Raw genomic sequence first — 24,542 nt, forward strand, 5'->3', positions numbered from 1 at the left:
TCACTGCAATGGCGATGGCTTTGCGCCACTTCCGCCAGCATGGTCGTGCTGGTTATACAGATCTCTGTCCGCCTGCATGGATCGCGTGTGATCAGCAATCTCTCCATCTGCCTTGATATCTTTGGTGACTGTCAGGTTCTCCGTCATCTCGACTAAGGGCGTTTCAAATCGCACCTTGTTCTTGTTCTTGTTCTTGTTCTTGTTCTTGTTCTTGACCTTGAACACCAGGTCATCAGTCACGACCTCAATCATGCGGCCGCGCTTCATATGCACATAGTCACCTTCATCGGTATAGAGCGACACCTCTCCATCCTCAAGCGTCAGCCGGTATCGACCATCTTCACTGGCGACTACCACTGCATGTTTGCTGTTGCCCTCCACCGGAATAACGATGTACTCCGCACCAGGTAATGGGGCGGTACTGAAGCCGTAATTCTGAAACTGCTCACCCGAAACGGTCTCACCCGCCAACCCCTGGATCTGGACAGCGATCAGCTTTCCATGTGTGTTCCGAGCTGCGACCGCTCGAAACGGCATTCGAAAATTAGCCATAACTCTACCGACTTGCTCGCGTACCAGGCGCGCCATGCTACTCATCAAAGCACCTTGATTTTTTGAATAAAGTCGGCGTCCGGATCGGCCTTGCCTTTACGCTTTTTAATCGGATTTCCGTCCAGTACCCACATTTTGTCTTCTCGCAATCGCAGCTCAGTGAAGGCACCCTCGCCACGAGAAAGCCGCAGTGTTCGAGACATCAAAAAAAACGTGTCATCAAGTGCATGAGGGGCACTATGAACGATTACGCGTTGGCCAGGTGTCCATACCTTGCCGTTGCCCGCCCTGTGTCCTTTGACAATGGCACGGATCTCGAATCCCTCCAGACGACTATCTGACAGCAGCTTTCGAGCGCGGGTCGTCGCCATATCCTGACTCTCGTTTGAGCTGTCTATGACAACCTTCGGTCGAAAGATCCCACGACGTGCCAGCGCTTGATCCTGGACAGTTGACCTAAGGTGGGAACGCTTAGCATCAAGTTCGTCGGGATCATACTGACTATGCTGGCCAAGCACAGTGATCTCCCTGTAACGGTTGGCAATGGAGCTGACTGAATTGGATCTCGCGACAATCGCCGACGCGGATGCAGATCTGGAAAAAAAAACGCGGGCCGCGGAGCGCGGCAATGCCGACTGGCGACGAATCGAACACATCTTTGTCCGACACGGCTACCGCCTAGACGAAATCCGAAAAATGACCAAGCACGAGATCGATGCTCGCATTGATCTGATTATTGGCAAGCCCACAGCCAGGCGGCTGGTGAGCACTCGGCAACGCAAGCCATTGCCGAAGCCTCGCTAGAATCAAGGCTCGAACTCCGAGCCTTTCTTGTCCCTGTAAGACCTTCGGGAGTATCAGATGAGTTCCGATCTGCGCGTCGCACTGCGCTTTCAAGCCCATTCCACGGTTGCTGGCGTAACTTTTCCGGCCTGTGTCGCTGAGGTGATCAGCACGTCGACGGCCTTGTCGTGCTCGGTTTTCTTCTGGGTGGCCAGCGCCTGTTCTGCATTGGTTGCGCAGGTTTCCAGCGCGTTGTAGTCCGCCCGAGGGACGAACTGTTCCAGGTTGGCTATTTCGGTGTTGGTCGCCTGGACCGCAGCCTTGAGCTGAGTGGTGGCCGCGAGGGCTTGTTCTTCGATAGCTGTGTCCGGCAAGCCGAGCGCGGCCAAAAGCGCAGGTGGAGTTTTCCAGGCGTGTTCTCCGTGATTTCTTGATTGAGGGCTGTCAGCAGGAAGTTAGGTTTGTTGGTCAGGCCTGCGCTGACCAAACGCGCAATACGCGTGGTATCGGGGTCGAAGTCGAAGACGGGGGATAGAAAACGGTATTCGCGATTGATGACCTGGGAGGACGCACGGGGTGTCCAGTCAACTAGCCCCCACAGCGCGCCTCCACGAATATCCAATTGCTTTATCCAGCCAGCGACCGGGGCGTCTTCACCCTTTGTAGCGCGGTGCTGGGTGGCATGCTCCCAATCAATGGGCAGATCGATAGAGCGGCCGGTGAAGCTGGATTGCACCAGCACTTCTGCTTGCTCATCGAACAGCCATTGCCGACCATCGCGGCCGGTGACGTTGGGACCAGGGGGAATTAGTTCGACCCACTCCGGGGCCTTACCGTCAGAGACGGTGGCGGAAAGGTCGGTGTTGAGTGCGAGTTGAGTTTTCATGCCGCCATTGTTGGCGGCATGTCTAAGGGGGGATATTTCAGGGGCGTTTAAGGTTTTTTGAGGTTTCGTGCTGAGCGTTGATCTTGCGTACTAATTTTTCGATGGCTTCTTGCACGCCTACGCGACTGTCATCGTTACTAATTACCACAAAATCTTCAGGTAGCAAAAGCTCAGATGAATCAGAGTTATTGTCGTCAATTACTATTTGCACAACTGGATTTGTTCCTAGCAGGAATTTTAGATTTTCCAATTGAAGATCTTCTAAAATCTTGCCTCGCCTATAAATAATAGAAGCGCAGGTCGTGAATATGTTTTTCTCCCGTCGCCCGTCTAACATGCCTTCCATTGGAGTGTTGCTATTCACACCTATAGAACGCAAATCGCTCTGGAGCAAATCCTGCACTCGTGCTGCTCCCGCGCTGTCATCAAGCAAGTAGTTATCGCAACTTTGTCCTGTCCAAACCCTATAGTCATAGGCGCCAGGGGTCAAGTCATCGTCTTCTGAGCATGCTTTAACAAATCCAACTCCAATAGCTGTAAGTTTCTGACCATCTACAAAACCTTTTGCGGTCAAATTTCTTACAGACAAAGCACGGACGCTCTCCGATGGGATTTGTACTAAAAAGTCTCTTGAACTTAAATTGCCATTGCCAGAGCTAGGAATTATGGGGTTGTTAGATATCACATAGGCTTGTCTGAGAAAATCCAAATCCTCCCATGCAATATCTTTAAGTGAAAGTACGTAATGCCTTTTTAGGTCATTACTTACTTTGCCTAGTGCAATTGCGCGAGTTAAGTTCGCATAGGGGATAGTTTTTTCATCCTCTATATCAGATAGACAGGCGTTGAGTAAGGCATGGTAATTTGCTTCTTCTATCTCTCCCTTAAGAATTTCCGCATCAACTACGTCGTCGAGGTACAAAAGTTTTTTATGGAATTCATAAATGCGTTGGTCGTCTCGGCCATGTATATAGTCTCGGAGCTTTCCCAGACCAAATTTAGAAAATTCATAAGCTGCATCTGGGAGTACTGCACCAACAGTGGCGAACCCTGTTTTGATGACAATATCTGCAATCTTCAATATCGAAGATGTCTTTGAATGCTTCGTTACGCCTGAAATACCCTTAACAATCTTGTCCATACTCACTCCTTTGCGAGATTTTCCAGCGGCTAGGGGTTGAATGCTTCAAGACTATCACCTAGAGGCAATCTAACGCAGGTCTAACGCCCTTTGCGTAGCTCCTGACGGCGGATGTACCCATGTAAAGCGATCAGCGCCCCTCTGGTATTTTGCGCAGTCATTCCTTTGCCGGTGCTAGTAGGTATTCATGAATAATGAATAGCACCTCTATTTCGTCGTCAGCCGACAGGCCAAGATACTTCCGCGCAGGAATATCCCCCCACGGTATGGAGCTGCCTTTGCCTGTTTTGCCTGAGGCACCTTTCTTCTGCCCGAACTGGTGGACCGCCCCATACGGGCGGTCTGTACCAAAGGCCAGTTCGGTGCTGGTGACTTGTTTGTGTAGCGTGTCCTGGAGTGTGCCTTTCTCCCGCAGGATGCCGGTGCCTTTCTTTCTCGCCAAGGTGACGGCCGAGAGTGGCGCCCAAGATGAACCGTCCGGCGCTACCTTGCGTTGGAAACGTTCGTCGGTGGATTGGTGAAGGTATTCACCGATGTCATTAAAGGGTGTTGTGAGGTCGCCAAGTCGGCGGGTCAGTTCTTCCAGGACGCTGCCGACCTGTCTGGTGTCGAGAGTAACATCGAGCATTGCACCTGCCATCAAGGTCCCCTACTCAGGTCGGCGATAAAGCAAAACACCCTGGCGCAGGGGCTCAAGGTACTGCTCGCTATCTTCAACAAATCCCGTTGCGCCGTTCCAGCCTCCATCGCCCTGGTCGAACACGGCCACGGCAGAGCTGGCTTTGCCCTTCACCTGGCCGTGCATCAAGTAGCGGCGCCGCAGTGTGGCTTTGCCCAAGTCCGGATGCCATTCCAAGCGAGCCCAGATCTCGTCGGGCGTCTTGATGGCTTCTATCAGCAGGGGCAGTTCGTGGACTTTGATCTGCTGAGCCAGCGTTATCGCGCCGGTTTTGGCATCTGTGAACATCTCCCGGCCGACTACCAAGGCCTCACCGGTCACATCACGGAACACTGCCGGAGCGGCATCAGTGGCGCCGAACTCGCCAAGGAACTGGGTCACCGCTTGCGGCGCAGCGACTTTGGCCGGTTGCAAGCGCTTCGCCGGGATTGACCGAGGTAGCGGCAATGGGCCGGCCGGCCGATGGCTAGGCAGTCCTGTTGCCAGAGCTGGAGCTGTTGACGGCGCAGGTAGAAAATCACGGGCGCGCAGCTGGGGCACGGAATTCGCCAGGCGTGATTGACCTGGTGCGTACTCGAAGCCAGGATCGATCCCCTTGGGAACGCGAACAGTGCGCGAGCCGTTGGGGCTGTTCTTGCCGATAACCCGATCTTCCCACTCAATAGCAGGCGCGGGGCCAATCGTCAGGCCCTGGCGCTTGCGTAATTCCGGGTCGGCCATCTGTGCTTCGCGGCCAGCGTTGTAAGACTGACGCAGGTTGGTTTCCCAAATGACGTTGGTGCGCCAGCCACGTTCGCTCTGGTACTGCCAGCCATGTTTGCCAACGACCTGGTCAAAGTCTTTGCGGAATTGTTCCAAGGTAGTGCCGTTAGCGATGGATTTCTCGACCGCAGCGCGCAGGTCGACCAGAAGTTCCCGTTTGACCGCTCCAGCCACGACAAAGGCGTAGTCATGTTCGGAGGTATAAATGTCCGTCCAGGAGCGAGTAGGCAGATTGACCTTGCCATGGAAGTAGTCGATCTGTTCTTTGAACGGAATTGACCCGTGGGAGACGGCCATTTGCTATACCTCAAACTCTGAAATTATGATCACTGTTCATCAAGCCAGGAAATGGAGCGCCTTATGAATATCGTCGCCTTAAGACACGTCGTTGAAAACAACCCAGAGCTGATCGAAGAAAACGTACCAGCAAGGGGTAACCCTGCTGCGGCGATAGGTGTCGCCAAGTTTCTCGTCGGCAACAATGGCAACGTAGAAGCGCTGTCAGAAAACCAACGCTATCACTACGAAAATCACATTCGCCCGCTAGTCGAAAATGTTCCATGCAGTGGAGTTTTCGGTCCCGAAGATGAGGACGGGAATGGTGGCTGCATTGGCAACGGTAGAATTGATGATGAGGATCTAGACGGCTGCTACATCCTGGATGAAATGCTTTGCCAGGAATGCCAGGCACTACAGACCAGGATGCAAGACGCTTAAAGCCCTCTCAATATGTCATCCCGCCCAGCCAGGCTGGCTGCCGTCAGCCCATCGGCAATAGCATCCGCTAACTGGCTGGTCGTCATAGCCGGATAGGTTTCAATCAACCGATCCCGGAACTCTTCCAGGCTATTGACTGTGTCGAGCAGTTCCTTGATCTGCTCGACCATGTCATCCACATACACCCCCGCCGCTCGCTCCATTGTCCGCACCTGGTTATCCACGATGTCCGCCATTACCACTGGTTTAGTGGGCGTCTGCTCGCTGTTGGTCGCTTTGGCCAGCGGCGGAGCAGCAACAGGCGCCGGAATCCCCAGCAGCTCGGCACCCACGGCCGGAGCCGGGATATTGAGTTTGTCGCGGATCACCGACTGTTCGACTCTCAACCCCAATGGCACCAGCTTCTCCAGAGCGTCGACCAGGAGTTTGGTGTCTTCGGGCTGTGGTACGTCGATAATCAGCTGTGGATATGGACGACCAGGTGCAAAGTTTAGATCGCACCAGGGCCGCACAAAGTAGCGGTTCAGTGTGTTGGATTCCGCTTTGGCATCCGCTTGCAACAGATCGAGTCGTACCTCGTTGTGAACCATGGCCTGCGCCATGCTGGAGCCATCGTCGGTGGACATTGTCTGCCCTACAACTGCTTTTCTGACTTGCTTGTCCCACCACTCGGCCAGACCTTTGAAGAAGTCATCGGCACCGGTCACGTTCGCGGCCTGGGTAAAGTCAATGCGCATGCTGTCCGGTATCACCGCCGCCGCGTCACTGCCCAAGTTGCCCACTGCTGACATAAGAGTTGCGATATCGTCCTTGCTGGCACCTGGCCCATAACGCCCAGCGCGCATTGGCATACCGAAGATGTCGGCGAAGCCCATCCAGTCCTTCCAAGTCCAGGCCTTGCACATGTAACCCACGGCGGCGAGACGTGCCAACCCGCCCCGGATCGGCAAGCCCGAACGGATGCGTGGCAGGTGGACGATGAATTTGTAGGGTGCCAACGCAACGCCGTTCACTGGGTCTGCCTCAGTCACCTGTTACTTGATTGGGTGGACGCCATCGCTGGCAGGCCAGCTCCTACAGTGGGAATGTGGATGTGTTCGGAATGAGATGACCGCAAAGGAGGAGCAGAACGCGTACTACGTTTTTTCCCTTTGGGCGTTATAGGCTTGAACGTGTGACCAGGGTGCTCGGCCTTTCGAGAGGGCGACTACGGCAACAGCAACGCGAGGCGGCCTGGCTCTTCAGTCGAGCGCGGACTCCAGCATTGTCGTGGCCCACAAATTTCGGACACTTACGCATTCCCCTGTAGGAGCCGGCTTGCTGGCGATGGACGTCAACGATAACGCGTGCTGTCTGAATGAACGCGTCGCCCAGACGCTTTTCGCCAGCAAGCCGGCTCCTACAGGGAATCGCGTACGCTTTTGATTTCCACCACTCACCAGGTCGAGCGTTAGCTCGCCTTCAGCTTTTGATCTGAGCGCCCCCTCGAGAGGCCGAGTGGAGGTTCTGCGCAGTGGGCAACCCGGCATGGATGCCGGGTTAGCCGCCCCCGGCCATGGATGGCCGATGGCGGCGGGCCCACGGAGCAGGGCCGGAGCGAGGGCATGCCGAGCCTTAGCGAGGCACCGAACGAAAGGGGCAAGAGCCCTTGGTTACTTGGGGCTTTTCCAAGTGACTCGCCGTAAGGGCGAAACCAATAGCCGCCGTTACCGAAGAAACGGATATGTACACAACTAAAAGCATCACAACATAAAGCGAACAATCACCACTGCACACCGCTAGTCTCGATCCACTGCTGAATCGACTCCCGCTTCGGCGCCCAGCCCAGCAACACACGAGCATTGACCGCGCGCACGCGGCTATTCGAGCCAATGGCAAAGCGCGCCCAATCCCCCAGCTCGGCAATCGCCTCATCCGCCGGCCAGCTCTGAATCGCCCCGCCAAAACCCAACGACTTGCTGATCGACGTCGCAATCTCGATAAACGAAGCCTCGCCATTCTCGGCAAAGAACAACGAAGCAGAAGGCGCCTTCTCGATAGCCAGACGATACAACTCCGCCAGGTCCTCGATGTGCACGTTGGACCAACGATGCACCCCGGCCCCCATATATGCCCCCGCGCCATACTTGCGCGATTGAGCGAACAGTTTCGGCAGTTGATCGCTTTTCGCCGGCACGCCCAACGTCTCGCCATAAATCATGGTCGGGCAGAACACGATGCTGCGAATACCCAGCTCAACGCCGGCATTACGCACCAGCTGATTGATCTCGACACGGTCCTTGCGGATGTCCATCGGCGTGAACGGCGTTTCATCAGTGAAGATGTCCGGGCGTTCATAGGCACCGCGAGCATCATCACCGACCACGCTCGAACCGGAGGTGTGCAACAGCACTTTTCCGCTGCCGCTCAGGGCGCTGATAAACGTTTCCACCGAAGCACGATGGTCGGAGTTGGCGGCGTTGACCACCGCGTCTGCAGCGCGCGCCTGTTCGCTGAGAATATAAGCATCATCGAGGGTGCCGAGTACCGGGGTGATGCCCAGTGCCTGCAACGCTGCGCGGTGTTCCGGGTTACGCACCAGGCCGCTGACTTCATGGCCCGCATCCACCAGGTATTTGGCCACGGAACCGCCGATGTAACCGGTCACGCCGGTAACGAAAATTTTCAATGGATTATCTCCCTTGCATCTTTGAGTTATGCCCGGCCTCGCATTAAATGGAAGGCGCAGGTATTCCTGGTCAAGGAATCCGGTCACGATACGATCCACTCCGTATATGAGCTAGACTGCTGGAACTACAAGTATCTGTGAATCAAGTTCATGCTAACGATCAAAGACATCAACCGCTCCGGCGAGATGGAAGTGTTCACCCGGGTCGTCAACGCCGGCACCTTCTCTGAAGCCGCACGACGCCTGGACATGTCGCCTTCGGCGGTCAGCAAACTGATTGCGCGCCTTGAGGCGCGCTTGGGTGCGCGCTTGTTGCATCGTTCGACGCGGCGTCTGGAACTCACGGCGGAAGGAGAGCGGTTCAACAACGAATGCCTGCGGATTCTCGAACTGATCGATTCCGCCGAGCGAGACATCGCCAACGTGACCCGGCCCAGCGGGCTGATTCAGGTCAACGCCAACCTGCCGTTCGGTCTGCATTGCCTGTTGCCGCTGCTGCCGGATTTTCTTGCGGCCTACCCGGACATCACGCTGAACGTCGAGCTGACCGACACCGTGGTGGACCTGCTGGAGCGACGCGCGGACGTCGCGATCCGCACCGGCCCGATGAGAGAGTCGAGCCTGGTTCAGCGACGCCTGGGTGAAAGCCGCATGATCACCGTGGCCTCACCGGGTTACCTCGCCCGCTGGGGGCAGCCGAAAACCCTGGAGGAGTTGCAGCGGCATAACCGCCTCAGTTTTGGTTTTCATCGCCATTCCCAGGCCTGGGTTTTTCGCGGCGCTGACGGTCAACGCATCGAGATCGAGCCCAAGGGCAATGTCCTGCTCAGTGACGGCGAGAGCATGCGTCAGTCGGCGCTGGCCGGATTAGGGATCGCCCGGCTGGCGAATTTCCACATCAGCGCCGACATCGAAGCGGGGCGCCTGGTACCGGTGCTGGAGGCATTCGACAGTGGTGAAACCGAGGCGATTCACGCCGTGTTCATCGGTCCGGGACAGCAATTGCCCCATCGCGTACGGGTGTTCATTGATTTTCTGCTGGAGCGAATCGGGCCGCAGTTGACCTTGCCCTGATTGCGACACAACCCCGCGGTTTCGGTTTTTTGCTGAATCAGTCTTCAGCAACCCTTGAAAGTCTTCACGCCAGGCCTGGGGCATGATTGTCCGTATAACAACAAACCAGGGGTGTTCATGGACTATCAACTGACTGGAAAAACCGCGCTGATCACCGGCGGCGCGACGGGGATCGGCAAAGCCATCGCCCAGCGTTTCATCCTTGAAGGCGCCAACGTGGTCATCAGCGGGCTGTTGGCGGAAGAGGTCAACGCAGCCGTCGCAGAACTGGGTGAACGCAGCAAAGGGTTGGTGGCGGACCTGACCGAGGAAGGCGCGGCGGAACGTCTGGTGGCCTTGGCCCTTGAGTCCGGGCCGATTGATTTCCTGATCAACAATGTCGGCATCTTCGAGGTCCGGGACTTTTTCGAAACGGACGACGCCCAGTGGTTTCACTACTTCAACGTCAATGTCATGAGTGGCGTGCGCATGACGCGCCTGGTCATGAAGCAGATGCTCGAACGCGGGCACGGTTCGATTGTGTTTATCAGCAGTGAATCCGCGGTCAAGCCGCAGCCGTGGATGGTTCATTACGGCGCGATGAAAACCTGCCTGCTGGGGATTTCCAGAGCGTTGGCCGAACTCACCAAAGGCACCGCGGTGCGGGTCAACTCGATCCTGCCGGGGCCGACCTACACCGAGGCGGTCAAGCGTTACCACCGCGAAATCGCCGCCGAGAAAGGCATCACCCCGCAGCAGGTGGTCCACGATTACTTTGACGATACCGAACCGACGTCGTTGATCCGGCGCATGATCGAGCCTGAAGAAGTGGCCTGCAGCGTGCTGCATCTTGCGGCGTCACCGGCGCTCAATGGCATGGCCATGCGCGTCGAGGGCGGCACCATTCGCTCGATTCTTTAAGCGGTCGCATCCCTGCGAACCGGTACGCGTTAAAGCAGCGGAATGCTGTAGCTCACGATCAAGCGGTTCTGATCCTGATCACGGCTCGCTTCGCTGTTGGACTTGCCGTTGCGCCAGCCAAACCCGACACCTTTGAGCGCGCCGGACTGAATCGTGTAGTCCAGGCCGAAATCCCGTTCCCATTCCTTCTGGGTGTCGCCGGTGACGGTCTTGATGTTATCGCCGCTGAGGTAGATGACCGTAGCCTTCAAACCGGGTACACCCAAACCGGCAAAGTCATACGCATACTGACCGAAAGACGTGCGCTCGCCCGCGCGGGTGAAGGTCTGGATCAGGCGGTCGGTGAACAGGTAAAGGCTGGCGCCGCCGGCACCTTTGTTGGGCAGGTTACCCTGGCTGAGTTGAGTGAAGTTGCTGCCGCTGGAGACGCTTTGATAACCGGCGGTGAGTGCATGGGCACCGGCGGTGTAGATCAGTGCAGCGCTCCAGGTCCGGTTGTCGATTTCGCCATCGGCGCCTTCGGTGTAGCCGCTGATGCGGTAGCCTGACGTGCCCGAGCTGTTGGCGCCGGACGAATCGGTCTTGAAGTAGCGCAGGTCGGTTTTCAGCGATTGATTGTCCGAGATCGCCAGCGTGTGCAGCAGGCCGAAAAACTGCTGGGTGTAATAGTTGTCGAGGTTGGCGTAGTAATACTGGGCGGTCAGGTCCTTGGTGATTTTCCAGTCGCCGCCGGCGAAATCGAAGGCATTGCTTTCGCGGGTGCCGCCGGTGGCCGCCAGGCCTGTCCGGTCGCTTGAGCCACGGCCCGTCGCATGTTCAATGCGGCCACCCGTGAGGGTCAGGTCCTTGAACTCGCTTGAAGTGATCTGGCCGCCGTCGAATGTCTGTGGCAGCAGGCGCCCGTCGTTGGACACCAGGATCGGCAGTTTCGGCATCAGCGTGCCCAGGCGCAGCTCGGTTTTCGAGACTTTGACTTTGCCGGTCAACCCCAGCCGGCTCCATTCATCGACCGCGCTGTTGTCGCTGTCCGATGGAATCATGCTGCTACCGACGTGGCGTCCTTTGCCGCTGTCCAGCGTGACCCCCATCAGCCCGAGAGCATCGACACCAAAGCCGACCATTCCGTCGGTGTAACCCGACTTGAAGTCGAGCATGAAACCCTGCGCCCACTCTTCGGTTTTCGACGGCGCGGCCGGGCCGTCGCGGTTGTCGTTGTTGAAGTAGAAATTCCTCATCCCCAGGGTTGCCTTGCTGTCACTCAGGAAGTCGGCGTGGGCCTGGGTGCTCAGTGCAATGGCGCCCAGCGCCAGGGTTATAACGGTGTTCTTGTTGCTCATGTAAATCGCCCCTTTTTTGTAGTTTTTGAATTCAGGAGGGTGGCTCCCGCCGTGACAGGCGGGAGCGTGATGCCTGGATCAGATACCCAGCACGTTGGCGCCGATGCATGGGTCAATGCCGCGCTCCAGGCGACGCTGGTGGACGATCACGGTGATTTCCATCGAGCCGGTGGTGACTTCGAAGTCGAGGATGTGGCCGCCATACGCCTGGAACGTGGCGTCACCGGCCACGCCATGCATATGGATCGAAGGCTGATCGTTTTTCCAGGCGACCGAGCCGGTGATGCTCGCCATCTCGACACCGTTCAAGAGCTTGGCGTCGAAGTCCTTCTTGTCCTTGTTCCAGAAACCGAACTTGACGTTGCCGAAGCCGATACCGGTGATGGACGCGCTGGGGATCTTCTCGGCGATGGCCAGTTTGGTCAGCTCCTTGAACGCGTTGTCGCCCGTGCGCAGGACCATGAGGTAACCGGTGGGGGTTTTGGTGTAGCGCGGTGTGGCTTCAGTGGGGCATTGCATGGGCGCGGTCGTCGCGGTGGGAGTGGTTTCGGCAAAGGCCAATTGAGCACCTGCAATGTTGATCATCACGGCGGCGGACACGGCCAGCATCAGTTTGCACAAGCGTTGTTTCGGGTGACGTTGGACTTGCATGAGACTTCCTCTGTTTTTGTTGTTGTGTGGGTGTTGCGGTTTTCGGGACGAGCGAATCCGACGCCTGTTGTTCAACAGGCGCGGAAGTTGTCGCTAAACGTGGGTGTTAGTTGAAGCCGTGTGACTTACAGCGCATCGCGATGGCTGACGCCGTCAACCAGTCGGGCGATGCCCAGCGGATTGCTGTTTTTCAGGGCCTCCGGCAACAGGCTATCGGGGCAATTCTGGTAACATACCGGCCGCAGGAAACGATCGATCGCCAAGGTCCCGACCGAGGTGCCGCGCGCATCCGACGTCGCCGGGTAGGGGCCGCCATGCACCATGGCGTCGCAGACTTCCACGCCAGTGGGATAACCGTTGAACAGCACGCGCCCGACTTTCTGTTCCAGCAGGGCCAGTACGTCGCCGAGGGTATCGAGCTCCGAATCCTCGGTAATCAGCGTGGCGGTCAACTGCCCGCGCAAACCGTGCAATGCCTGCATCAACTCGCTGTGGTCAGCGACTTCAACGACGAGGGTGGTCGGGCCGAACACTTCTTCCTGAAGCAACTCATCGCCGTTGATCAGCAGGCTCGCATCGGCCTTGAACACTTGCGGCCGCGCCTGATTGCCCTGTTGCTCGCTGCCGGCCAAGTGCGTGATGCCGGGGTGAGCGCGCAGGTTGTCGAGGCCATGGCAATAGCTTTTCAAGGCGCCGGCGTTGAGCATCGTTTGCGCCGGTTGCTCGCTCATCAATCCGGTAAACCGGTCGAGGAAAGCCGTGAATTCCGCCGAACGAATGCCCAGCACCAAACCGGGGTTGGTGCAGAACTGGCCCGCACCCAACACCACGGAAGCGCTCAGCTCAGCGGCGATTTTTTCACCGCGTGCCTTGAGTGCTTCGGGCATCAGCAACACCGGGTTGATGCTGCTCATCTCGGCGAACACCGGGATCGGCTGAGGGCGCGCGGCCGCCATGTCACACAAGGCGCGGCCGCCACGCAACGAACCGGTGAAACCGACCGCCTGAATGGCCGGATGCTTGACCAGTGCCTCACCGACGCTGCCGTAGAGCAGGTTGAACACACCTGCGGGCATCCCGGTTTTGCGCGCTGCGCGGGTGATCGCATCGGCGACGTAATCGGCGGTTGCCATGTGGCCGCTGTGGGCCTTGAACACCACCGGGCAACCGGCGGCGAGGGCGGAAGCGGTGTCGCCGCCGGCAGTGGAGAAGGCCAGCGGAAAGTTGCTGGCGCCGAACACGGCGACCGGACCGAGCCCGGTGCGGTACTGACGCAGGTCGGGACGCGGCAGTGGCTGACGGTCCGGCAGGGCACGGTCGATGCGCGCACCGTAGAAGTCACCCCGGCGCAGCATCGTGGCGAACAGGCGCATCTGGCCGCTGGTGCGTGCCCGTTCACCTTGAATGCGCCCGGCGGGCAGGGCGGTTTCCTGGCAAACCAGGGCGATGAACGTGTCATCCAGCGCATCGAGTTCTGCGGCGATGGCATCGAGAAATCCGGCGCGGCGGGCGGCCGACAGGTTGCGGAAAGTCGGGTACGCGGTAGCTGCGGCTTCTGCAGCCGCATTCACTTCCTCGGCTGTCGCCTGATGGAAGCGATAGGGCAGTGCTTCGCCAGTGCTGGCGTCGTGGCTTTGCAGGGTGTGCGTGCCGTTGGCCGAGCGTGTGCCAGCGATGTAGTTGTGGCCTGAAACTTCAAACATGTTGGACTCCTGATGAGCTGTTCAAATCGGGTCAAGCGAGCCGGTAGATGCGTCGGGCGTTGTCATGAAACAGCGCAAGCCGATCTTCGAGAGAGCGGTCCCGGACAATGGTTTTGAAACCGTCGAACACTTCGCTGAGGCTGTTCAGTACGCCATCGACCGGGTAATTGCTGGCAAACGCGCAGCGGCTGACGTCGAAAATCGATATCGCGTCGTTCACCACCACGCGGTTCGCCTCGACCGGCCACGCCTGGCCGGGAATGCAGATGCCGGAAATCTTCAGCACTACGTTCGGCTCCTTTGCCAGCAGGGCGAGGTTTTCACGCCAACCGGCCAGACCTTCTTCGGAGCGGTCGGCGGGCAGTGCGGTGTGATTGACCACGATGGACACGTCGGGAAAATCCCGGGCCAGCTCGGCGGCTTCCGACAGATGCCACCACGGCGCCTGCAACTCGAAGTGCAGGCCGTTTTCGGCCAGTTGTGCGTATCCCTCGCGCCAGCACGGATCGCGCATCGAACCGGGGGCGATAAAATCTTCGCGCCAGGCCTCACGGCTGGTCACTGCCGGTTTGTGGCGTATGCCGCGCACCAATGGGTGATCGCCGTACAGGCGCAGCAGATCAAAAGCGTCTTCACGATCCAGCCAGGCCTGCGCGACCATGGCGCCCAGGGTGGACTCGGTTTTCGCCAGCGATTCGACAAACCGCACTTCATCGGCCGGTGTCGCCGGGTCCCATTCACCTTCGATCACGACCGTTTGCACGACGTGATGGCGGCCGGTCAGCCGGTGATAGTCGGCCGGCAGGAAATTGCGGCAGATCGACGAGTAATCGCCATAACGAAACGGTCGCAACGGGCGGTCGTTCAGCCATGGGTAGTAATGGGTTTCGATATCGAAATAGTGTTGATGCGCGTCGACGATGGGCAAATCCGCATCGTCGCCGCTGGCCAGAAAACGTGCGCGCCAGTCGATGGCCGACAGGTTATCCATGCTGCTCCTCCAATCGATAAAAGCGTCGAGCGTTGCCGGCGAACACCGCTTCCTGCACCGCACGGCCCATGGGGGCGAGCATCGCGGCCATGCCATCGGCAATCGTGTCGTAGGAAGCGCGCAGCCCGGCCACCGGGAAATTGCTGGCGAACATGCAGCGCTCGGGGCCGAAGATTTCCAGCGCGGTCAGGACCACAATCCGGTTGTCGTCATAATTCCAGGGCGAATCTTTAAGCCCGAACTCCGACAGCTTGATGTGCACGTTCGGCTGCAAGGCCAACGCTTCCAGGCCTTTGCGCCAGCGCGCCATGCCTTGTGGGCTGCGGTCCCAGGCGAAACCGGTGTGGTTGAGCGCAATGCGGATCTGCGGAAACATCGCCGCCACTTCCGCCGCTTCGACCAAATGCCACGGCGGCACCCGCAGGTCCCACGACAGATCGTGCTCGGCCAGCCGCGAAAAGCCTTCCAGCCAGTTCGGGTCCTGCATGGTGCCCTTGGCCCCGGCCACCGACACGTCCGGCGATGCCGAGGTCACCGGTTTTGAACGGATGCCTTTCACCAGAGGCCTGGCGACTTGAGCGGCGAGAATCTCTGCACTGTCTTCGCGATCGAACCAGGCATGGGCAACGATGGCATTCGGAAAGCCGTAGCGGGCGTTCACCTGTTCCAGCCAGCGTGTCTCGGCGACTTGCTCATCGCGCGCACGCTCGGCCTCGACGTGCACCGTACCGACCAAGCGTTGATTTTCGGTCAGGGCGAGGAACTGTTCTGGCAGGAAATCACGGCACAGGCTGTGATAGTCGCCGAGGAAGAATTCCTCGTGATACTCGTCCTGCAACCACGGATAGCGCCCGTTGCTCAGGTCCCACAAATGGTGATGGGCATCGACGATCGGCAGCGCGTCCCCGGCCGCCAGGTTCGGCATGCCGTTGCGTTCGTGAAGGGTGATCATGACGGAGACCCTGACTCAGCGTGACGCGGAGAATTGCGAAGGGCTGAGCACGCCGTCTTCGACGTCGCCGGCGGCCGCTGCCTCGGCTTTGGCCTGGACGCGGCTGCGCAGTTTGGCGACGTTCACCACCACGCGGGTATGCGCCGCTGTCGCCACCAGCTCGACGTCATCGCGCACCTCGACATTGAAGGTGACGCTACGACCTTCAATGCGAGTGACCGTGGCGACGATGTTCACCGACATGCCCAGCAGCGTGGCGCCGACGTGACGGATATCGACCGCTGCTCCCACGGTGTTTTCACCCTCGTCGAGGAAGGTCAGCAGGTAATCGAGGCAAGTCTGTTCGATGTCGTCGACCAGGCGTGGCGTGGCATAGATGCGCAAGTCTTCGCCCAGAAACGAAATGGTGCGTTGTTTGTCGACGATCAGTGGGCGCTCAGTGGCGGAGCCTGGGTGCAGTGTGGAGAAATTCATAAAAAACCTCGTGTTTGAGTGCTGACAGTCAAAGGTTGATTCAGGCAGACGGCAGGAAACCGATGGAAATCCATGGCACGGCAATCAGCACCGCCAGCGCCACGACGAGCGCGCCGAGATACGGCCAGACCCGGCGCATGGCGCCACTTGGGTCGACCTTGGCGATGGCGCACGCGGCGTAGAAACCGACGCCGAATGGCGGGGCGAACAAGCCCAGGCCCATGGCGAAGATCGCGACCATGGCGTAATGCACGTCGTTGATGCCCATGGCTTTGGCAATCGGGAACAGCAACGGGCCGAACAGCACGATGGCCGGGATGCCTTCCAGGAAACTGCCGAGCAGGATGAACGCCACGGCGGAGATGATCAGGAAGCCCATCGCGCCCCCCGGAACGGTCGCCATCACTTGCGCCAATTGGTGCGAGAAGCCCGACTGGGTCAGCGCCCAGGCCATGGCGGTGGCGCTGCCGATGATGATCAGGATCGCGCCGGACAACGACGCGGTGCTGACCAGAATCGGATACAACCGGCGCCAGTCGAAGCAGCGGTAGCACAGCAGACCGACGATGAAGGTGTAGGCCACTCCGATGGCGGCGACTTCGGTCGCGGTGGCGACGCCTTCGACCACCGCAGTGCGGATCACGAAGGGAAGGGCCAGCGCAGGGATCGCGACCAGCAGCGAGTGGCCGATTTCCTTGCCCGAGGCGCGTTTGCCGGTGGAGGCCTCGCCTTTGCGGTTCTTCCACCAGATGACGGCTGCCATCGCAATCGCACCCACTACCGCCGGCATGAAACCACCGGTGAACAGTGCGGAAATCGACACGCCGGTCACCGAACCGATGGTGATCAGCACCAGGCTCGGCGGAATGGTTTCCGACATCGCCCCGGAAGCGTTGAGCATCGCCACCAGTTCGTTTTCGTCCTCGCCGCGTTTTTTCATTTCCGGAAACAGCGCCGGCGCGATGGCGGCCATGTCGGCCGCTTTCGAGCCGGAAATGCCGGAGATCAGGTAAATGGCGCCGATCAGCACATACGACAGACCGCCGCGCACATGGCCGATCAGCGAGCACAGGAAACGGATCATCGCCCGCGCCATGCCCATGGCTTCGATCAGTGCACCCAAAAACACGAACAGCGGGATGGCCAGCAGGATCAGGCTCGCCATGCCTTCGTCCATCCGCCCGACCACCAGCGTGAGTGGTGTGCTGGTCATGGTCGACAGATACGCCACCGTGGCCAGGCCGAACGCGACCATGATGGGGACGCCGATGACAATCATCGCCATCACGCCGACCATGAAGAAGATCACCAGGTTCCAGTTGCCCATCAACAGCATCCAGCCTTCGGCCACCCACAACAACGCGCCGAGGGACGCGAGCATCGCCACCGAGACCGAGAAATCGATCAACCGTGCGCTGGTCAACAGCCGGGCGACGCAGGTCATCAACATCAGGCTCAGGCCGACGGCGATGGCGGACACACGAAAGGCGTTGGGGATTTCGAGGGCGGCGGTGGTGATGATCCACTCGTCGCTGACGTACTCCCAGGCCGGGGTAAACAGCAGCCCGATGAAGGTGATGACGATCACCGCGCCCAGGGTGTCGATGAACGCACGTTTTTCCACGGGCAGCCGCGAGATGAACGAGGTCAGCCGCATGTGCTCGCCGCGTCGCATCGCCACCACCGAACCGAGCATTGCCAGCCACAGGAACAGCAGCGAAGCCAGTTCGTCGCCCCAGACAATCGGCTGGTTGAGCACATAACGCGAGAACACGTTGCAGAACAGCAGCGTGACTTCGATGACCACCAGCAACGCCGCGCTGCCCTCGGTCAGCCAGCGCAGACCGGTGTCCAGCGCGCGACCGAGACGAAACGTGGTTTGGTGTGGGCTGAGTCCTTCAGCGGGAGCAACATCCGTCATTGGCAGTTCATTTTTCATGACTTTGTCTCCGGCTTAGGACAGTTGACCCGCGTATTGTTCGAGCAAGCTCCAGGCTTCCGGGCCGTACTTATCCTTCCATTGGGTGTAGAAGCCTTTCGATTGCAGTTCAGTCCTGAACAATGTGCGGTCGACTTTGTTGAAGGTGATGCCGTGGGCGGTCAACGACGGTTCCAGGCTGGAGTTGAGGTCGATCACTTGTTGGCGCTGAACCAGCGCGGCGGCGTTGATCTGCCGGGAGACGATTTCCTGCACGTCCGCCGGCAGTTTCGGGAAGGTCTTGCCAGAGGCGACGATCCAGAAACCGCCCCAGATGTGGTCGGTCAGGGAGCAATATTTCTGCACTTCATAGAAACGTGCGGACTCGACCACCACCAGCGGGTTTTCCTGGCCGTCGACCACTTTGGTCTGCAAGGCCGAGTAGGTTTCGTTGATGCTGATGCCGGTCGGCGAGGCGCCCAGGGCGCTGAACATCGACGTCCACAGCGGGCTGACCAAGACGCGCAGTTTGAAGCCGGCGAGGTCTTGCGGCGTGTTGATCGGCCGCGTCGAGCTGGTGATCTGACGGAAGCCGTTGTTCCAGACTTTTTCCATCGGGATCAGGCCGACCTTCTCGGTCTTGGCGCGCACGTGCTCACCCAGTTTGCCGTCCAGCGCGGCCCAGACACTGTCGTAGTCCTTGAACGCAAACGGCATGCTTTCAATCGACATGGCCGGCACCAGCGTCGAGAGAATCGCACCCGGCAATGGAATGAAATCGATCGCCCCGGCGCGCACCTGGGACAGCATGTCAGTGTCGCCGCCCATGGCGCCGTTGGCGTACACCTGCAAGTCCACCGCGCCGTTGGTTTCGGCCTTGATCGCTAGCGAGGCGGCCTTCATCTGTTGGTTCAGCGGATGGGTGTCGGGCAGGCTGCTGGTGTAGCGCAGCACGATGGGTTTGGTCGCGGCGAAGACGCTGGAAGGCAGCAGGTTGGCGGCGAAAGCACCACCCACGGTGACGCCGGCAGACACTAGAAAGGATCGGCGGCTGACGGACTCGGTCAAGATACGGCTCATGATGTTCACCTATTGTTTTTGTTGTAGTTGTTCTAAAAAAACAGCTGCTTTCTGTAGGAGCCGGCTTGCTGGCGAAGACGGTGTATCAATCACCATTGATGCTGGCTGACACGCCGCCTTCGCCAGCAAGCCGGCTCCTACAGATTTCCCATCGTTCAGGAGGCGAGTGCCACGACGGCCTGGCTTCGAATCAACTCGTCGATTTCGTTTTCCGCATACCCGCTTTCCTTCAGCACTTCGCGGGTGTGTTCGCCGAGCAGCGGTGCAGGGCGGCTGGTCGGTGGCGCGGCGTTGTCCATGTCGGAGAAGTGAATCGGCAAGCCCATGCCGCGCACCCGGCCTTCGGTCGGGTGTTCAGTCTCGACGACCATGCCGCGTGCCTTGGTTTGCGGGTGGGCCAACGCGGCGGCGATGTCGAGGACCGGCCCTGCAGGCAGGCCGAGGCTGTCGAACAACACCATCCATTCATCCGTGGTGCGCGCGACCAGGACTTCGTTGAGGATTTCCACCAGCGCCAGGCGATGCTCCATGCGCAAGGCGTTGCTGGCGAAACGTGGGTCGGCTTTCAATTGCGGAACGGCCAGCGCCTCGACCAGTCGTTCATAGTTGGCCTGGTTGGCGGCGCCGATGTTGATCCAGCCGTCCGCCGTGCGGAACACCTGATATGGAGCGCTGGTGGAGTTGGCCGAACCCATTTTTGGCAGGATGGTGCCGTCGGCGAAATACGCCGCTGCTGGCCAGTACATTTGTTGCAGGCCGGCTTCGAACAGCGAGGTGTCGACCATCTGCCCAAGACCGGTTTTCTGTTTCGCGGCATACGCGGCGCAGATGCCGAGGGCGGCGAGGATGCCGGAGTTGATGTCGGCCACCGGCGAACCGGCCTTGACCGGCTCACGCCCGGCTTCACCGGTCATGCTCATCATGCCGCTCATGCCCTGGGCGATCAGGTCGAAACCGCCTTTTTCGCCGAACGGCCCGCTGCGGCCATAACCGGAGATCGCGCAGTAGATCAGCCCGGGGTTGAGGGTTTTCAGGGTTTCGTAACCGAGGCCGAATTTTTCCATGGTGCCAGCGCGGTAGTTTTCCGTGACCACGTCGGCGTCCATCAGCAGGCGGCGCAGAACGTCGCGGCCGCCGTCGGTTTTCAGGTTCAGGCCGATGCCGCGCTTGTTGCGGTTGACCACCATGAACGAAGCGGATTCACCGCTGGCCATGATCGGCGAGAAGCGGCGCGAATCATCACCGTCCGGGACTTTCTCGACCTTCACCACGTCAGCGCCCATGTCGGCCAGCATCATGCCGCACACCGGGCCGGACATGATGTGAGCCAGTTCTACCACGCGCATTCCTGTCAGCGGTCCCATGTTATTTGCCCTCGAATTGTGGTTTGGCTTTGGCGATGAACGCGTTCAGGCCGATCTGAAAATCGTCGGTGTCGTAGCAGGAGTAACTGCTGTCGATCTGCTCGACGGTGGGTGCGACGCCGGCTTCCAGTTGCCGTGCCGCCTGGCGATGCCAGCGGGCGACGAGGGGGGCGCCGTTGATGATGCGTTTGGCGGTGGCGAGGGTTTCGGATTCGACTTCGGCATCCGGTACGACGCGGGTAACGAGGTTCTTCACGTAGGCGTCGTTGGCGTCGAGAATGCGGCCTTCAAGGAGAATCTCCAGGGTCGTCGAGCGTCCCGCCAGCGCCACCAGCCCGGCCATTTCGTCATAGGACATGACCAGTCCGAGCTTGCCGACCGGCGCGCCGAAGCGGCTGGACGTGCCACAGATGCGCAGGTCGCAGAGTGCGGCGATTTCCAGGCCACCGCCGACGCACACGCCGTGGATCATCGCGATCACCGGGTGTGGGCAGTCGGCAACCGCGCGCATCGCTGCTGAAGTGACTTCGGCATAGTGTCGGGCTTGCGCCTGGTTGGCGCGCACGCTCGGAAACTCGCCGACATCGGCGCCGGCGGCAAAGGCCTGTTCGCCCGCACCGCGCAACACCACGCAGCGCACGCTGAGGTCGGCGGACAATTCGGTCATGACGTCACCCAGGTCTTGCCACATGGACAGGGTCAGGGCGTTCATCTTTCCCGGATGACTGAGGGTGACGATGGCAATGGCGTCTTGCCGTTCGATAAGGACGGTGGGCTTCATGATTGTTCCGCTGTCGTCGATGCTCGGGGGGTGAGATCGACGACGCGGATGCCTCCTGTTTTATTGTTGTTGGGCAGCGGCTGCTTACAGCGATTGTTCGAGCATCGACAGGTAGTCCGCCGAGGATGCTTCGCGCGGATTGGTCTTGTGGCTGTGATCGTGCAACGCGCCCTCGACGATGCCGGCGAACAGGCTTTCATCGACGCCGATCTGGCTCAGGCGGGTCGGCAGGCCCAGGCGTTTGGTCATGTCTTCGATGGCTGCGCCGATGTTTGCATCGGCCTCAAGGCCCATGGCGTGGCGCAGTCTTTCGAGTTTGCGCTCGTCACGGACAGTCGGGGCGTTGGCGTTGAAGTGCACGACCGCCGGTAGAAAAATCGCGTTCAAAGTGCCGTGGTGCAGTTTCGGATTGATGCCGCCCAAGGCGTGGGAAAGGCTGTGCACGCAGCCTAGTCCTTTCTGGAAGGCCAGCGCGCCTTGCATGGACGCGCTCATCATGTTCATCCGCGCTTCGCGATCACCGGGTTCGGCGGTCGCGCGTTCGATGTGTTCCCAGGCGCGCCACAAACCATCGAGGGCGATGCCGTCTGCGGCGGGGTTGAAGGCCGGGGCCATGAAGGTTTCGATGCAATGCGCGATAGCGTCCATGCCGGTGGCGGCGGTGAGCATGGGCGGCAGACCGAGGGTCAACTCCGGATCGCAGATGGCCACGCGAGGCACGACATAGGGGGAGATAACGCCGACCTTGCGACCATCGTCGAGGATCAGAATGGCGCCGCGACCCACCTCGCTGCCGGTGCCGGCCGTGGTCGGAACCGCAATCAGCGGCGCGGTGGCCGAGGTGATGCGATCCAGTCCACCTTCAATCACTGCGAAGCTTTGCAGAGGACCGTCGTGGGTGGCGCAGACCGCGACGCCTTTGGCCAGATCGATCGATGAACCGCCACCGACAGCGATGATGCCGTTGCACTCGCCGAGGTGGTATTGGGCCACGGCTTCACGCACGGCGTGTTCATTCGGATTGGGCGGGGTGGCGTCGAAGATTGTCGGTGCGCGGTCACCGCCGAGGGCGGCGATGACTTTGTCGACGATGCCGGCATTGCGCACGCCGACGTCGGTGACGATCAGCGGCCGGGTGATGCCGGCGCGCTCGGCTTCGGCGGCCAGGTGCTGCAGGCTGTCGTAGCCGAACTGGATTTTGGTGACGTAATTGATGAGTGACATGATTCACCACAAGTTATACAGGATTGTTATTGTTGCAACCGGTCTGGGGCAGGAGGGCTTTCGCGCTCTGGTCAAAACCATTGCATTGCCTGGCTGTGGGGTGGACTATAGGGCCGTCTTGGCCAGCCTCGATACTGACAACTTTCGATACCTCTATAACTTTTAGTTAGCCCTGATGACGCCCTCACTGAACTCGATCATGTCCCGCCTGCACGTCAAGCAGCTCCGTTTGCTGATCGCCCTGGATGAGCACGGCTCCTTGCTGGGCGCGGCCAAACAGGTCGCGCTGACCCAGCCCGGCGCGAGCAAGGCGCTGCAAGAAATTGAAACCACTTTCGGTACTGCGCTGTTCACCCGCACTAACCGCGGGCTTGAGCCGAACGATGCCGGGCGTTCGGTCATCCGGTACGCGCGGTTGATCCAGACTGACCTTGCGCACCTGCGCGAAGAGATCATCGGCATCATGAGCGGCGAGGGCGGACGCGTGTCGGTCGGCACCATCATGGGCGCCGTACCGCTGCTGACCACGGCGATCAGCCGGGTGATTGCCGACAACCCGAAGCTGTCCATCGAGATTGTCGAAGACACCAGCGCCGCGCTGCTCAGCCAGCTCGATGCCGGGCGCCTGGACCTGGCGATCTGCCGTACCACCATCAGCACCACCCCCTACTTGTATGAGAGCTCGACCTTCGTCGAGGAAACCCTGGCGGTGATCGCCAGCACCCAGCATCCGTTCGCCTATGCCCGCCAGTTGTCGTTGAAAGACCTGGTGGATTACCGTTGGGTCGTCTATCGCGCCAACATGCCGATGCGCCTGTTGCTGGAGCGGGAGTTTCATGAGGCAGACCTGCGTTTCCCGGTGCATTTGCTGGAAACCACCTCGGCCTTCGCCACTCTGTCGCTGCTCCAGGAAAACCCGACCCTCGTCGCGCTGGTGTCGACCGACGTGGCGAAGTTCTGCTCCGGCTACGGCTTCACCACCACGCTGCCGCTGCCGATCACCTCACGCAGCGAACCCTATGAACTGGTGTCGCGCAAAGGCGTCCCGGACTCGCCAGCGGCCAGGCTGCTGCGCGAGGCATTGCTGAATCCCGCCTGATTGCTGGCGATGACGGCCTTGAAATCGATGCAAATCCTACGGGCCCCATCGCCGGCAAGCCGGCTCCTACAGTGGATCGCGGTTGTTCACCTTTCCCGTGCCCGCCACGAAACCCTTGTAGGAGCCGGCTTGCTGGCGATGACCACCTCGAAATCGATGCAAAACCCATGGGCCCCATCGCCGGCAAGCCGGCTCCTACAGTGGATCGCGGTTGTTCACATTTCCCGTGCCCGCCACCAAACCCTTGTAGGAGCCGGCTTGCTGGCGATGGCGACCTTGAAATCGATGCAAACCTTACGGGCCTCATCGCCAGCAAGCCGGCTCCTACAGTGGATCGCGGTTGTTCACCTTTCCCGTGCCCGCCACCGAACCCTTGTAGGAGCCGGCTTGCCGGCGATGGCGGCCTCGAAGTCGATGCAAATCCTACGGGCCCCATCGCAAGCAAGCCGGCTCCTACAGTGGGTTGTGTTGCTCACCTTTCCCGTGCCCGCCACCAACCCCTTGTAGGAGCCGGCTTGCCGGCGATGACGGCCTCGAAATCGATGCAAACCTTACGGGCCTCATCGCCAGCAAGCCGGCTCCTACAGTGGGTTGTGTTGTTCACCTTTCCCGTGCCCGCCACCAACCCCTTGTAGGAGCCGGCTTGCCGGCGATGGCGGCCTCGAAATCGATGCAAAACTCACGGGCCCCATCGCCGGCAAGCCGGCTCCTACAAGGGGTTGCGTCGTTGTCAGGGATAGTGCCCGGCATTGGACGTCTGCATTCGTGCGATTCAGGCAAAATTGATTTGTGACAGGCGCGGTGTT

General features: G+C 59.5%; 25 protein-coding genes. 5 read left to right on the top strand and 20 right to left on the bottom strand.

Going from position 1 to position 24,542, the window contains the following annotated elements:
• Nucleotides 1-597, bottom strand: coding sequence for a phage baseplate assembly protein domain-containing protein (locus ACYZUC_RS01080; protein ID WP_461992842.1), 597 nt, complete (start codon nt 595-597; stop codon nt 1-3).
• Entirely contained in the window at nt 597-1,208 is a 612-nt protein-coding gene (locus tag ACYZUC_RS01085; protein ID WP_461992844.1) for a hypothetical protein, read from the bottom strand. The genes ACYZUC_RS01080 and ACYZUC_RS01085 overlap by 1 nt, the downstream gene beginning before the upstream one ends.
• Here ACYZUC_RS01085 and ACYZUC_RS01090 point away from each other — a divergent pair.
• Nucleotides 1,096-1,356 (top strand): hypothetical protein, encoded by a 261-nt coding sequence (locus tag ACYZUC_RS01090; RefSeq protein WP_461996827.1) that lies wholly within the window; start codon nt 1,096-1,098, stop codon nt 1,354-1,356. The two genes, ACYZUC_RS01085 and ACYZUC_RS01090, sit on opposite strands and share 113 nt — an antisense overlap.
• Nucleotides 1,357-1,445: 89 nt before the next feature.
• Here the strand turns inward: ACYZUC_RS01090 and ACYZUC_RS01095 are convergent, their stop codons facing one another.
• The 5 genes from ACYZUC_RS01095 to ACYZUC_RS01115 form a co-directional block, all read right to left on the bottom strand.
• Nucleotides 1,446-1,724: a phage protease gene (locus tag ACYZUC_RS01095; RefSeq protein WP_461992846.1), complete on the bottom strand. Its 279-nt coding sequence runs from the start codon at nt 1,722-1,724 to the stop codon at nt 1,446-1,448.
• Entirely contained in the window at nt 1,625-2,221 is a 597-nt protein-coding gene (locus ACYZUC_RS01100) for a phage protease (RefSeq protein WP_461992848.1), read from the bottom strand. Before ACYZUC_RS01100 ends, ACYZUC_RS01095 begins: the two co-directional genes overlap by 100 nt.
• Nucleotides 2,222-2,258: 37 nt before the next feature.
• Nucleotides 2,259-3,362, bottom strand: a complete 1,104-nt coding sequence (locus ACYZUC_RS01105) for a hypothetical protein (RefSeq protein WP_461992850.1) — start codon at nt 3,360-3,362, stop codon at nt 2,259-2,261.
• A 157-nt stretch (nt 3,363-3,519) separates the two neighbouring features.
• On the bottom strand, nt 3,520-3,990 hold the full coding sequence (locus ACYZUC_RS01110) for a phage virion morphogenesis protein (RefSeq protein WP_461992852.1): 471 nt from the start codon (nt 3,988-3,990) through the stop codon (nt 3,520-3,522).
• 21 nt (nt 3,991-4,011) lie between these two features.
• Entirely contained in the window at nt 4,012-5,100 is a 1,089-nt protein-coding gene (locus tag ACYZUC_RS01115) for a PBECR2 nuclease fold domain-containing protein (protein WP_461992854.1), read from the bottom strand.
• Nucleotides 5,101-5,163: 63 nt separating this feature from the next.
• Between ACYZUC_RS01115 and ACYZUC_RS01120 the strand changes: the two genes are divergently transcribed.
• Nucleotides 5,164-5,520 carry a hypothetical protein gene (locus tag ACYZUC_RS01120; protein ID WP_461992856.1) on the top strand — a complete coding sequence of 119 codons (357 nt, stop codon included), beginning with the start codon at nt 5,164-5,166 and terminating at the stop codon, nt 5,518-5,520.
• Here ACYZUC_RS01120 and ACYZUC_RS01125 read toward each other — a convergent pair.
• Both ACYZUC_RS01125 and ACYZUC_RS01130 read right to left on the bottom strand, forming a co-directional pair.
• A complete protein-coding gene (locus ACYZUC_RS01125) occupies nt 5,517-6,551 on the bottom strand; it encodes a DUF935 domain-containing protein (RefSeq protein ID WP_461992858.1) in 1,035 nt (344 codons plus the stop codon). The two genes, ACYZUC_RS01120 and ACYZUC_RS01125, sit on opposite strands and share 4 nt — an antisense overlap.
• A 731-nt stretch (nt 6,552-7,282) precedes the next feature.
• On the bottom strand, nt 7,283-8,188 hold the full coding sequence (locus ACYZUC_RS01130; protein WP_008035828.1) for an NAD-dependent epimerase/dehydratase family protein: 906 nt from the start codon (nt 8,186-8,188) through the stop codon (nt 7,283-7,285).
• Between the two features lie 150 nt (nt 8,189-8,338).
• On the opposite strand from ACYZUC_RS01130, the gene ACYZUC_RS01135 reads away from it, so the two are divergent.
• Both ACYZUC_RS01135 and ACYZUC_RS01140 read left to right on the top strand, forming a co-directional pair.
• Entirely contained in the window at nt 8,339-9,262 is a 924-nt protein-coding gene (locus ACYZUC_RS01135; RefSeq protein ID WP_461992860.1) for a LysR family transcriptional regulator, read from the top strand.
• Nucleotides 9,263-9,379: 117 nt separating this feature from the next.
• On the top strand, nt 9,380-10,162 hold the full coding sequence (locus ACYZUC_RS01140; RefSeq protein ID WP_461992862.1) for an SDR family NAD(P)-dependent oxidoreductase: 783 nt from the start codon (nt 9,380-9,382) through the stop codon (nt 10,160-10,162).
• A 29-nt stretch (nt 10,163-10,191) separates the two neighbouring features.
• Here the strand turns inward: ACYZUC_RS01140 and ACYZUC_RS01145 are convergent, their stop codons facing one another.
• The 11 genes from ACYZUC_RS01145 to ACYZUC_RS01195 form a co-directional block, all read right to left on the bottom strand.
• Nucleotides 10,192-11,499, bottom strand: a complete 1,308-nt coding sequence (locus ACYZUC_RS01145) for an OprD family porin (protein ID WP_461992864.1) — start codon at nt 11,497-11,499, stop codon at nt 10,192-10,194.
• 78 nt (nt 11,500-11,577) lie between these two features.
• Nucleotides 11,578-12,150, bottom strand: a complete 573-nt coding sequence (locus ACYZUC_RS01150) for a PPC domain-containing DNA-binding protein (protein WP_008043099.1) — start codon at nt 12,148-12,150, stop codon at nt 11,578-11,580.
• A 125-nt stretch (nt 12,151-12,275) separates the two neighbouring features.
• On the bottom strand, nt 12,276-13,853 hold the full coding sequence (locus ACYZUC_RS01155) for an aldehyde dehydrogenase (NADP(+)) (RefSeq protein ID WP_461992866.1): 1,578 nt from the start codon (nt 13,851-13,853) through the stop codon (nt 12,276-12,278).
• A gap of 31 nt (nt 13,854-13,884) precedes the next feature.
• Complete coding sequence (locus ACYZUC_RS01160) at nt 13,885-14,844, bottom strand: amidohydrolase family protein (RefSeq protein ID WP_461992868.1); 960 nt, start codon at nt 14,842-14,844, stop codon at nt 13,885-13,887.
• The gene (locus tag ACYZUC_RS01165) at nt 14,837-15,796 is read right to left on the bottom strand and encodes an amidohydrolase family protein (RefSeq protein WP_461992869.1); all 960 of its coding nucleotides are present in this window, start codon (nt 15,794-15,796) and stop codon (nt 14,837-14,839) included. Before ACYZUC_RS01165 ends, ACYZUC_RS01160 begins: the two co-directional genes overlap by 8 nt.
• A gap of 15 nt (nt 15,797-15,811) precedes the next feature.
• On the bottom strand, nt 15,812-16,270 hold the full coding sequence (locus ACYZUC_RS01170) for a thioesterase family protein (protein WP_008033805.1): 459 nt from the start codon (nt 16,268-16,270) through the stop codon (nt 15,812-15,814).
• A 40-nt stretch (nt 16,271-16,310) separates the two neighbouring features.
• A complete protein-coding gene (locus ACYZUC_RS01175) occupies nt 16,311-18,209 on the bottom strand; it encodes a TRAP transporter large permease (protein WP_461992871.1) in 1,899 nt (632 codons plus the stop codon).
• A 15-nt stretch (nt 18,210-18,224) separates the two neighbouring features.
• Entirely contained in the window at nt 18,225-19,268 is a 1,044-nt protein-coding gene (locus ACYZUC_RS01180; RefSeq protein ID WP_461992873.1) for a TRAP transporter substrate-binding protein, read from the bottom strand.
• Between the two features lie 155 nt (nt 19,269-19,423).
• Nucleotides 19,424-20,632: a CaiB/BaiF CoA transferase family protein gene (locus ACYZUC_RS01185; protein ID WP_461992875.1), complete on the bottom strand. Its 1,209-nt coding sequence runs from the start codon at nt 20,630-20,632 to the stop codon at nt 19,424-19,426.
• 1 nt (nt 20,633) lies between these two features.
• Nucleotides 20,634-21,413 (bottom strand): enoyl-CoA hydratase-related protein, encoded by a 780-nt coding sequence (locus ACYZUC_RS01190; RefSeq protein WP_461992877.1) that lies wholly within the window; start codon nt 21,411-21,413, stop codon nt 20,634-20,636.
• 84 nt (nt 21,414-21,497) lie between these two features.
• Nucleotides 21,498-22,637: an iron-containing alcohol dehydrogenase gene (locus ACYZUC_RS01195; protein ID WP_008033814.1), complete on the bottom strand. Its 1,140-nt coding sequence runs from the start codon at nt 22,635-22,637 to the stop codon at nt 21,498-21,500.
• Nucleotides 22,638-22,812: 175 nt separating this feature from the next.
• Between ACYZUC_RS01195 and ACYZUC_RS01200 the strand changes: the two genes are divergently transcribed.
• On the top strand, nt 22,813-23,736 hold the full coding sequence (locus ACYZUC_RS01200; RefSeq protein ID WP_008033815.1) for a LysR family transcriptional regulator: 924 nt from the start codon (nt 22,813-22,815) through the stop codon (nt 23,734-23,736).
• Nucleotides 23,737-24,542: the final 806 nt, after the last annotated feature.

The sequence above is a fragment of the Pseudomonas sp. GT1P32 genome, from assembly GCF_054897805.1.

What these genes read in the sequence shown, in the direction of transcription:
- ACYZUC_RS01110 (WP_461992852.1), bottom strand. Translation starts at nt 3,990, where the DNA reads ATGCTCGATGTTACTCTCGACACCAGACAGGTCGGCAGCGTCCTGGAA.
- ACYZUC_RS01175 (WP_461992871.1), bottom strand. Translation starts at nt 18,209, where the DNA reads ATGAAAAATGAACTGCCAATGACGGATGTTGCTCCCGCTGAAGGACTC.
- ACYZUC_RS01160 (WP_461992868.1), bottom strand. Translation starts at nt 14,844, where the DNA reads ATGGATAACCTGTCGGCCATCGACTGGCGCGCACGTTTTCTGGCCAGC.
- ACYZUC_RS01080 (WP_461992842.1), bottom strand. Translation starts at nt 597, where the DNA reads ATGAGTAGCATGGCGCGCCTGGTACGCGAGCAAGTCGGTAGAGTTATG.
- ACYZUC_RS01200 (WP_008033815.1), top strand. Translation starts at nt 22,813, where the DNA reads ATGACGCCCTCACTGAACTCGATCATGTCCCGCCTGCACGTCAAGCAG.
- ACYZUC_RS01140 (WP_461992862.1), top strand. Translation starts at nt 9,380, where the DNA reads ATGGACTATCAACTGACTGGAAAAACCGCGCTGATCACCGGCGGCGCG.
- ACYZUC_RS01100 (WP_461992848.1), bottom strand. Translation starts at nt 2,221, where the DNA reads ATGAAAACTCAACTCGCACTCAACACCGACCTTTCCGCCACCGTCTCT.
- ACYZUC_RS01185 (WP_461992875.1), bottom strand. Translation starts at nt 20,632, where the DNA reads ATGGGACCGCTGACAGGAATGCGCGTGGTAGAACTGGCTCACATCATG.
- ACYZUC_RS01170 (WP_008033805.1), bottom strand. Translation starts at nt 16,270, where the DNA reads ATGAATTTCTCCACACTGCACCCAGGCTCCGCCACTGAGCGCCCACTG.
- ACYZUC_RS01150 (WP_008043099.1), bottom strand. Translation starts at nt 12,150, where the DNA reads ATGCAAGTCCAACGTCACCCGAAACAACGCTTGTGCAAACTGATGCTG.
- ACYZUC_RS01145 (WP_461992864.1), bottom strand. Translation starts at nt 11,499, where the DNA reads ATGAGCAACAAGAACACCGTTATAACCCTGGCGCTGGGCGCCATTGCA.
- ACYZUC_RS01085 (WP_461992844.1), bottom strand. Translation starts at nt 1,208, where the DNA reads ATGTGTTCGATTCGTCGCCAGTCGGCATTGCCGCGCTCCGCGGCCCGC.
- ACYZUC_RS01120 (WP_461992856.1), top strand. Translation starts at nt 5,164, where the DNA reads ATGAATATCGTCGCCTTAAGACACGTCGTTGAAAACAACCCAGAGCTG.
- ACYZUC_RS01155 (WP_461992866.1), bottom strand. Translation starts at nt 13,853, where the DNA reads ATGTTTGAAGTTTCAGGCCACAACTACATCGCTGGCACACGCTCGGCC.
- ACYZUC_RS01090 (WP_461996827.1), top strand. Translation starts at nt 1,096, where the DNA reads ATGGAGCTGACTGAATTGGATCTCGCGACAATCGCCGACGCGGATGCA.
- ACYZUC_RS01195 (WP_008033814.1), bottom strand. Translation starts at nt 22,637, where the DNA reads ATGTCACTCATCAATTACGTCACCAAAATCCAGTTCGGCTACGACAGC.
- ACYZUC_RS01105 (WP_461992850.1), bottom strand. Translation starts at nt 3,362, where the DNA reads ATGGACAAGATTGTTAAGGGTATTTCAGGCGTAACGAAGCATTCAAAG.
- ACYZUC_RS01135 (WP_461992860.1), top strand. Translation starts at nt 8,339, where the DNA reads ATGCTAACGATCAAAGACATCAACCGCTCCGGCGAGATGGAAGTGTTC.
- ACYZUC_RS01165 (WP_461992869.1), bottom strand. Translation starts at nt 15,796, where the DNA reads ATGATCACCCTTCACGAACGCAACGGCATGCCGAACCTGGCGGCCGGG.
- ACYZUC_RS01115 (WP_461992854.1), bottom strand. Translation starts at nt 5,100, where the DNA reads ATGGCCGTCTCCCACGGGTCAATTCCGTTCAAAGAACAGATCGACTAC.
- ACYZUC_RS01190 (WP_461992877.1), bottom strand. Translation starts at nt 21,413, where the DNA reads ATGAAGCCCACCGTCCTTATCGAACGGCAAGACGCCATTGCCATCGTC.
- ACYZUC_RS01180 (WP_461992873.1), bottom strand. Translation starts at nt 19,268, where the DNA reads ATGAGCCGTATCTTGACCGAGTCCGTCAGCCGCCGATCCTTTCTAGTG.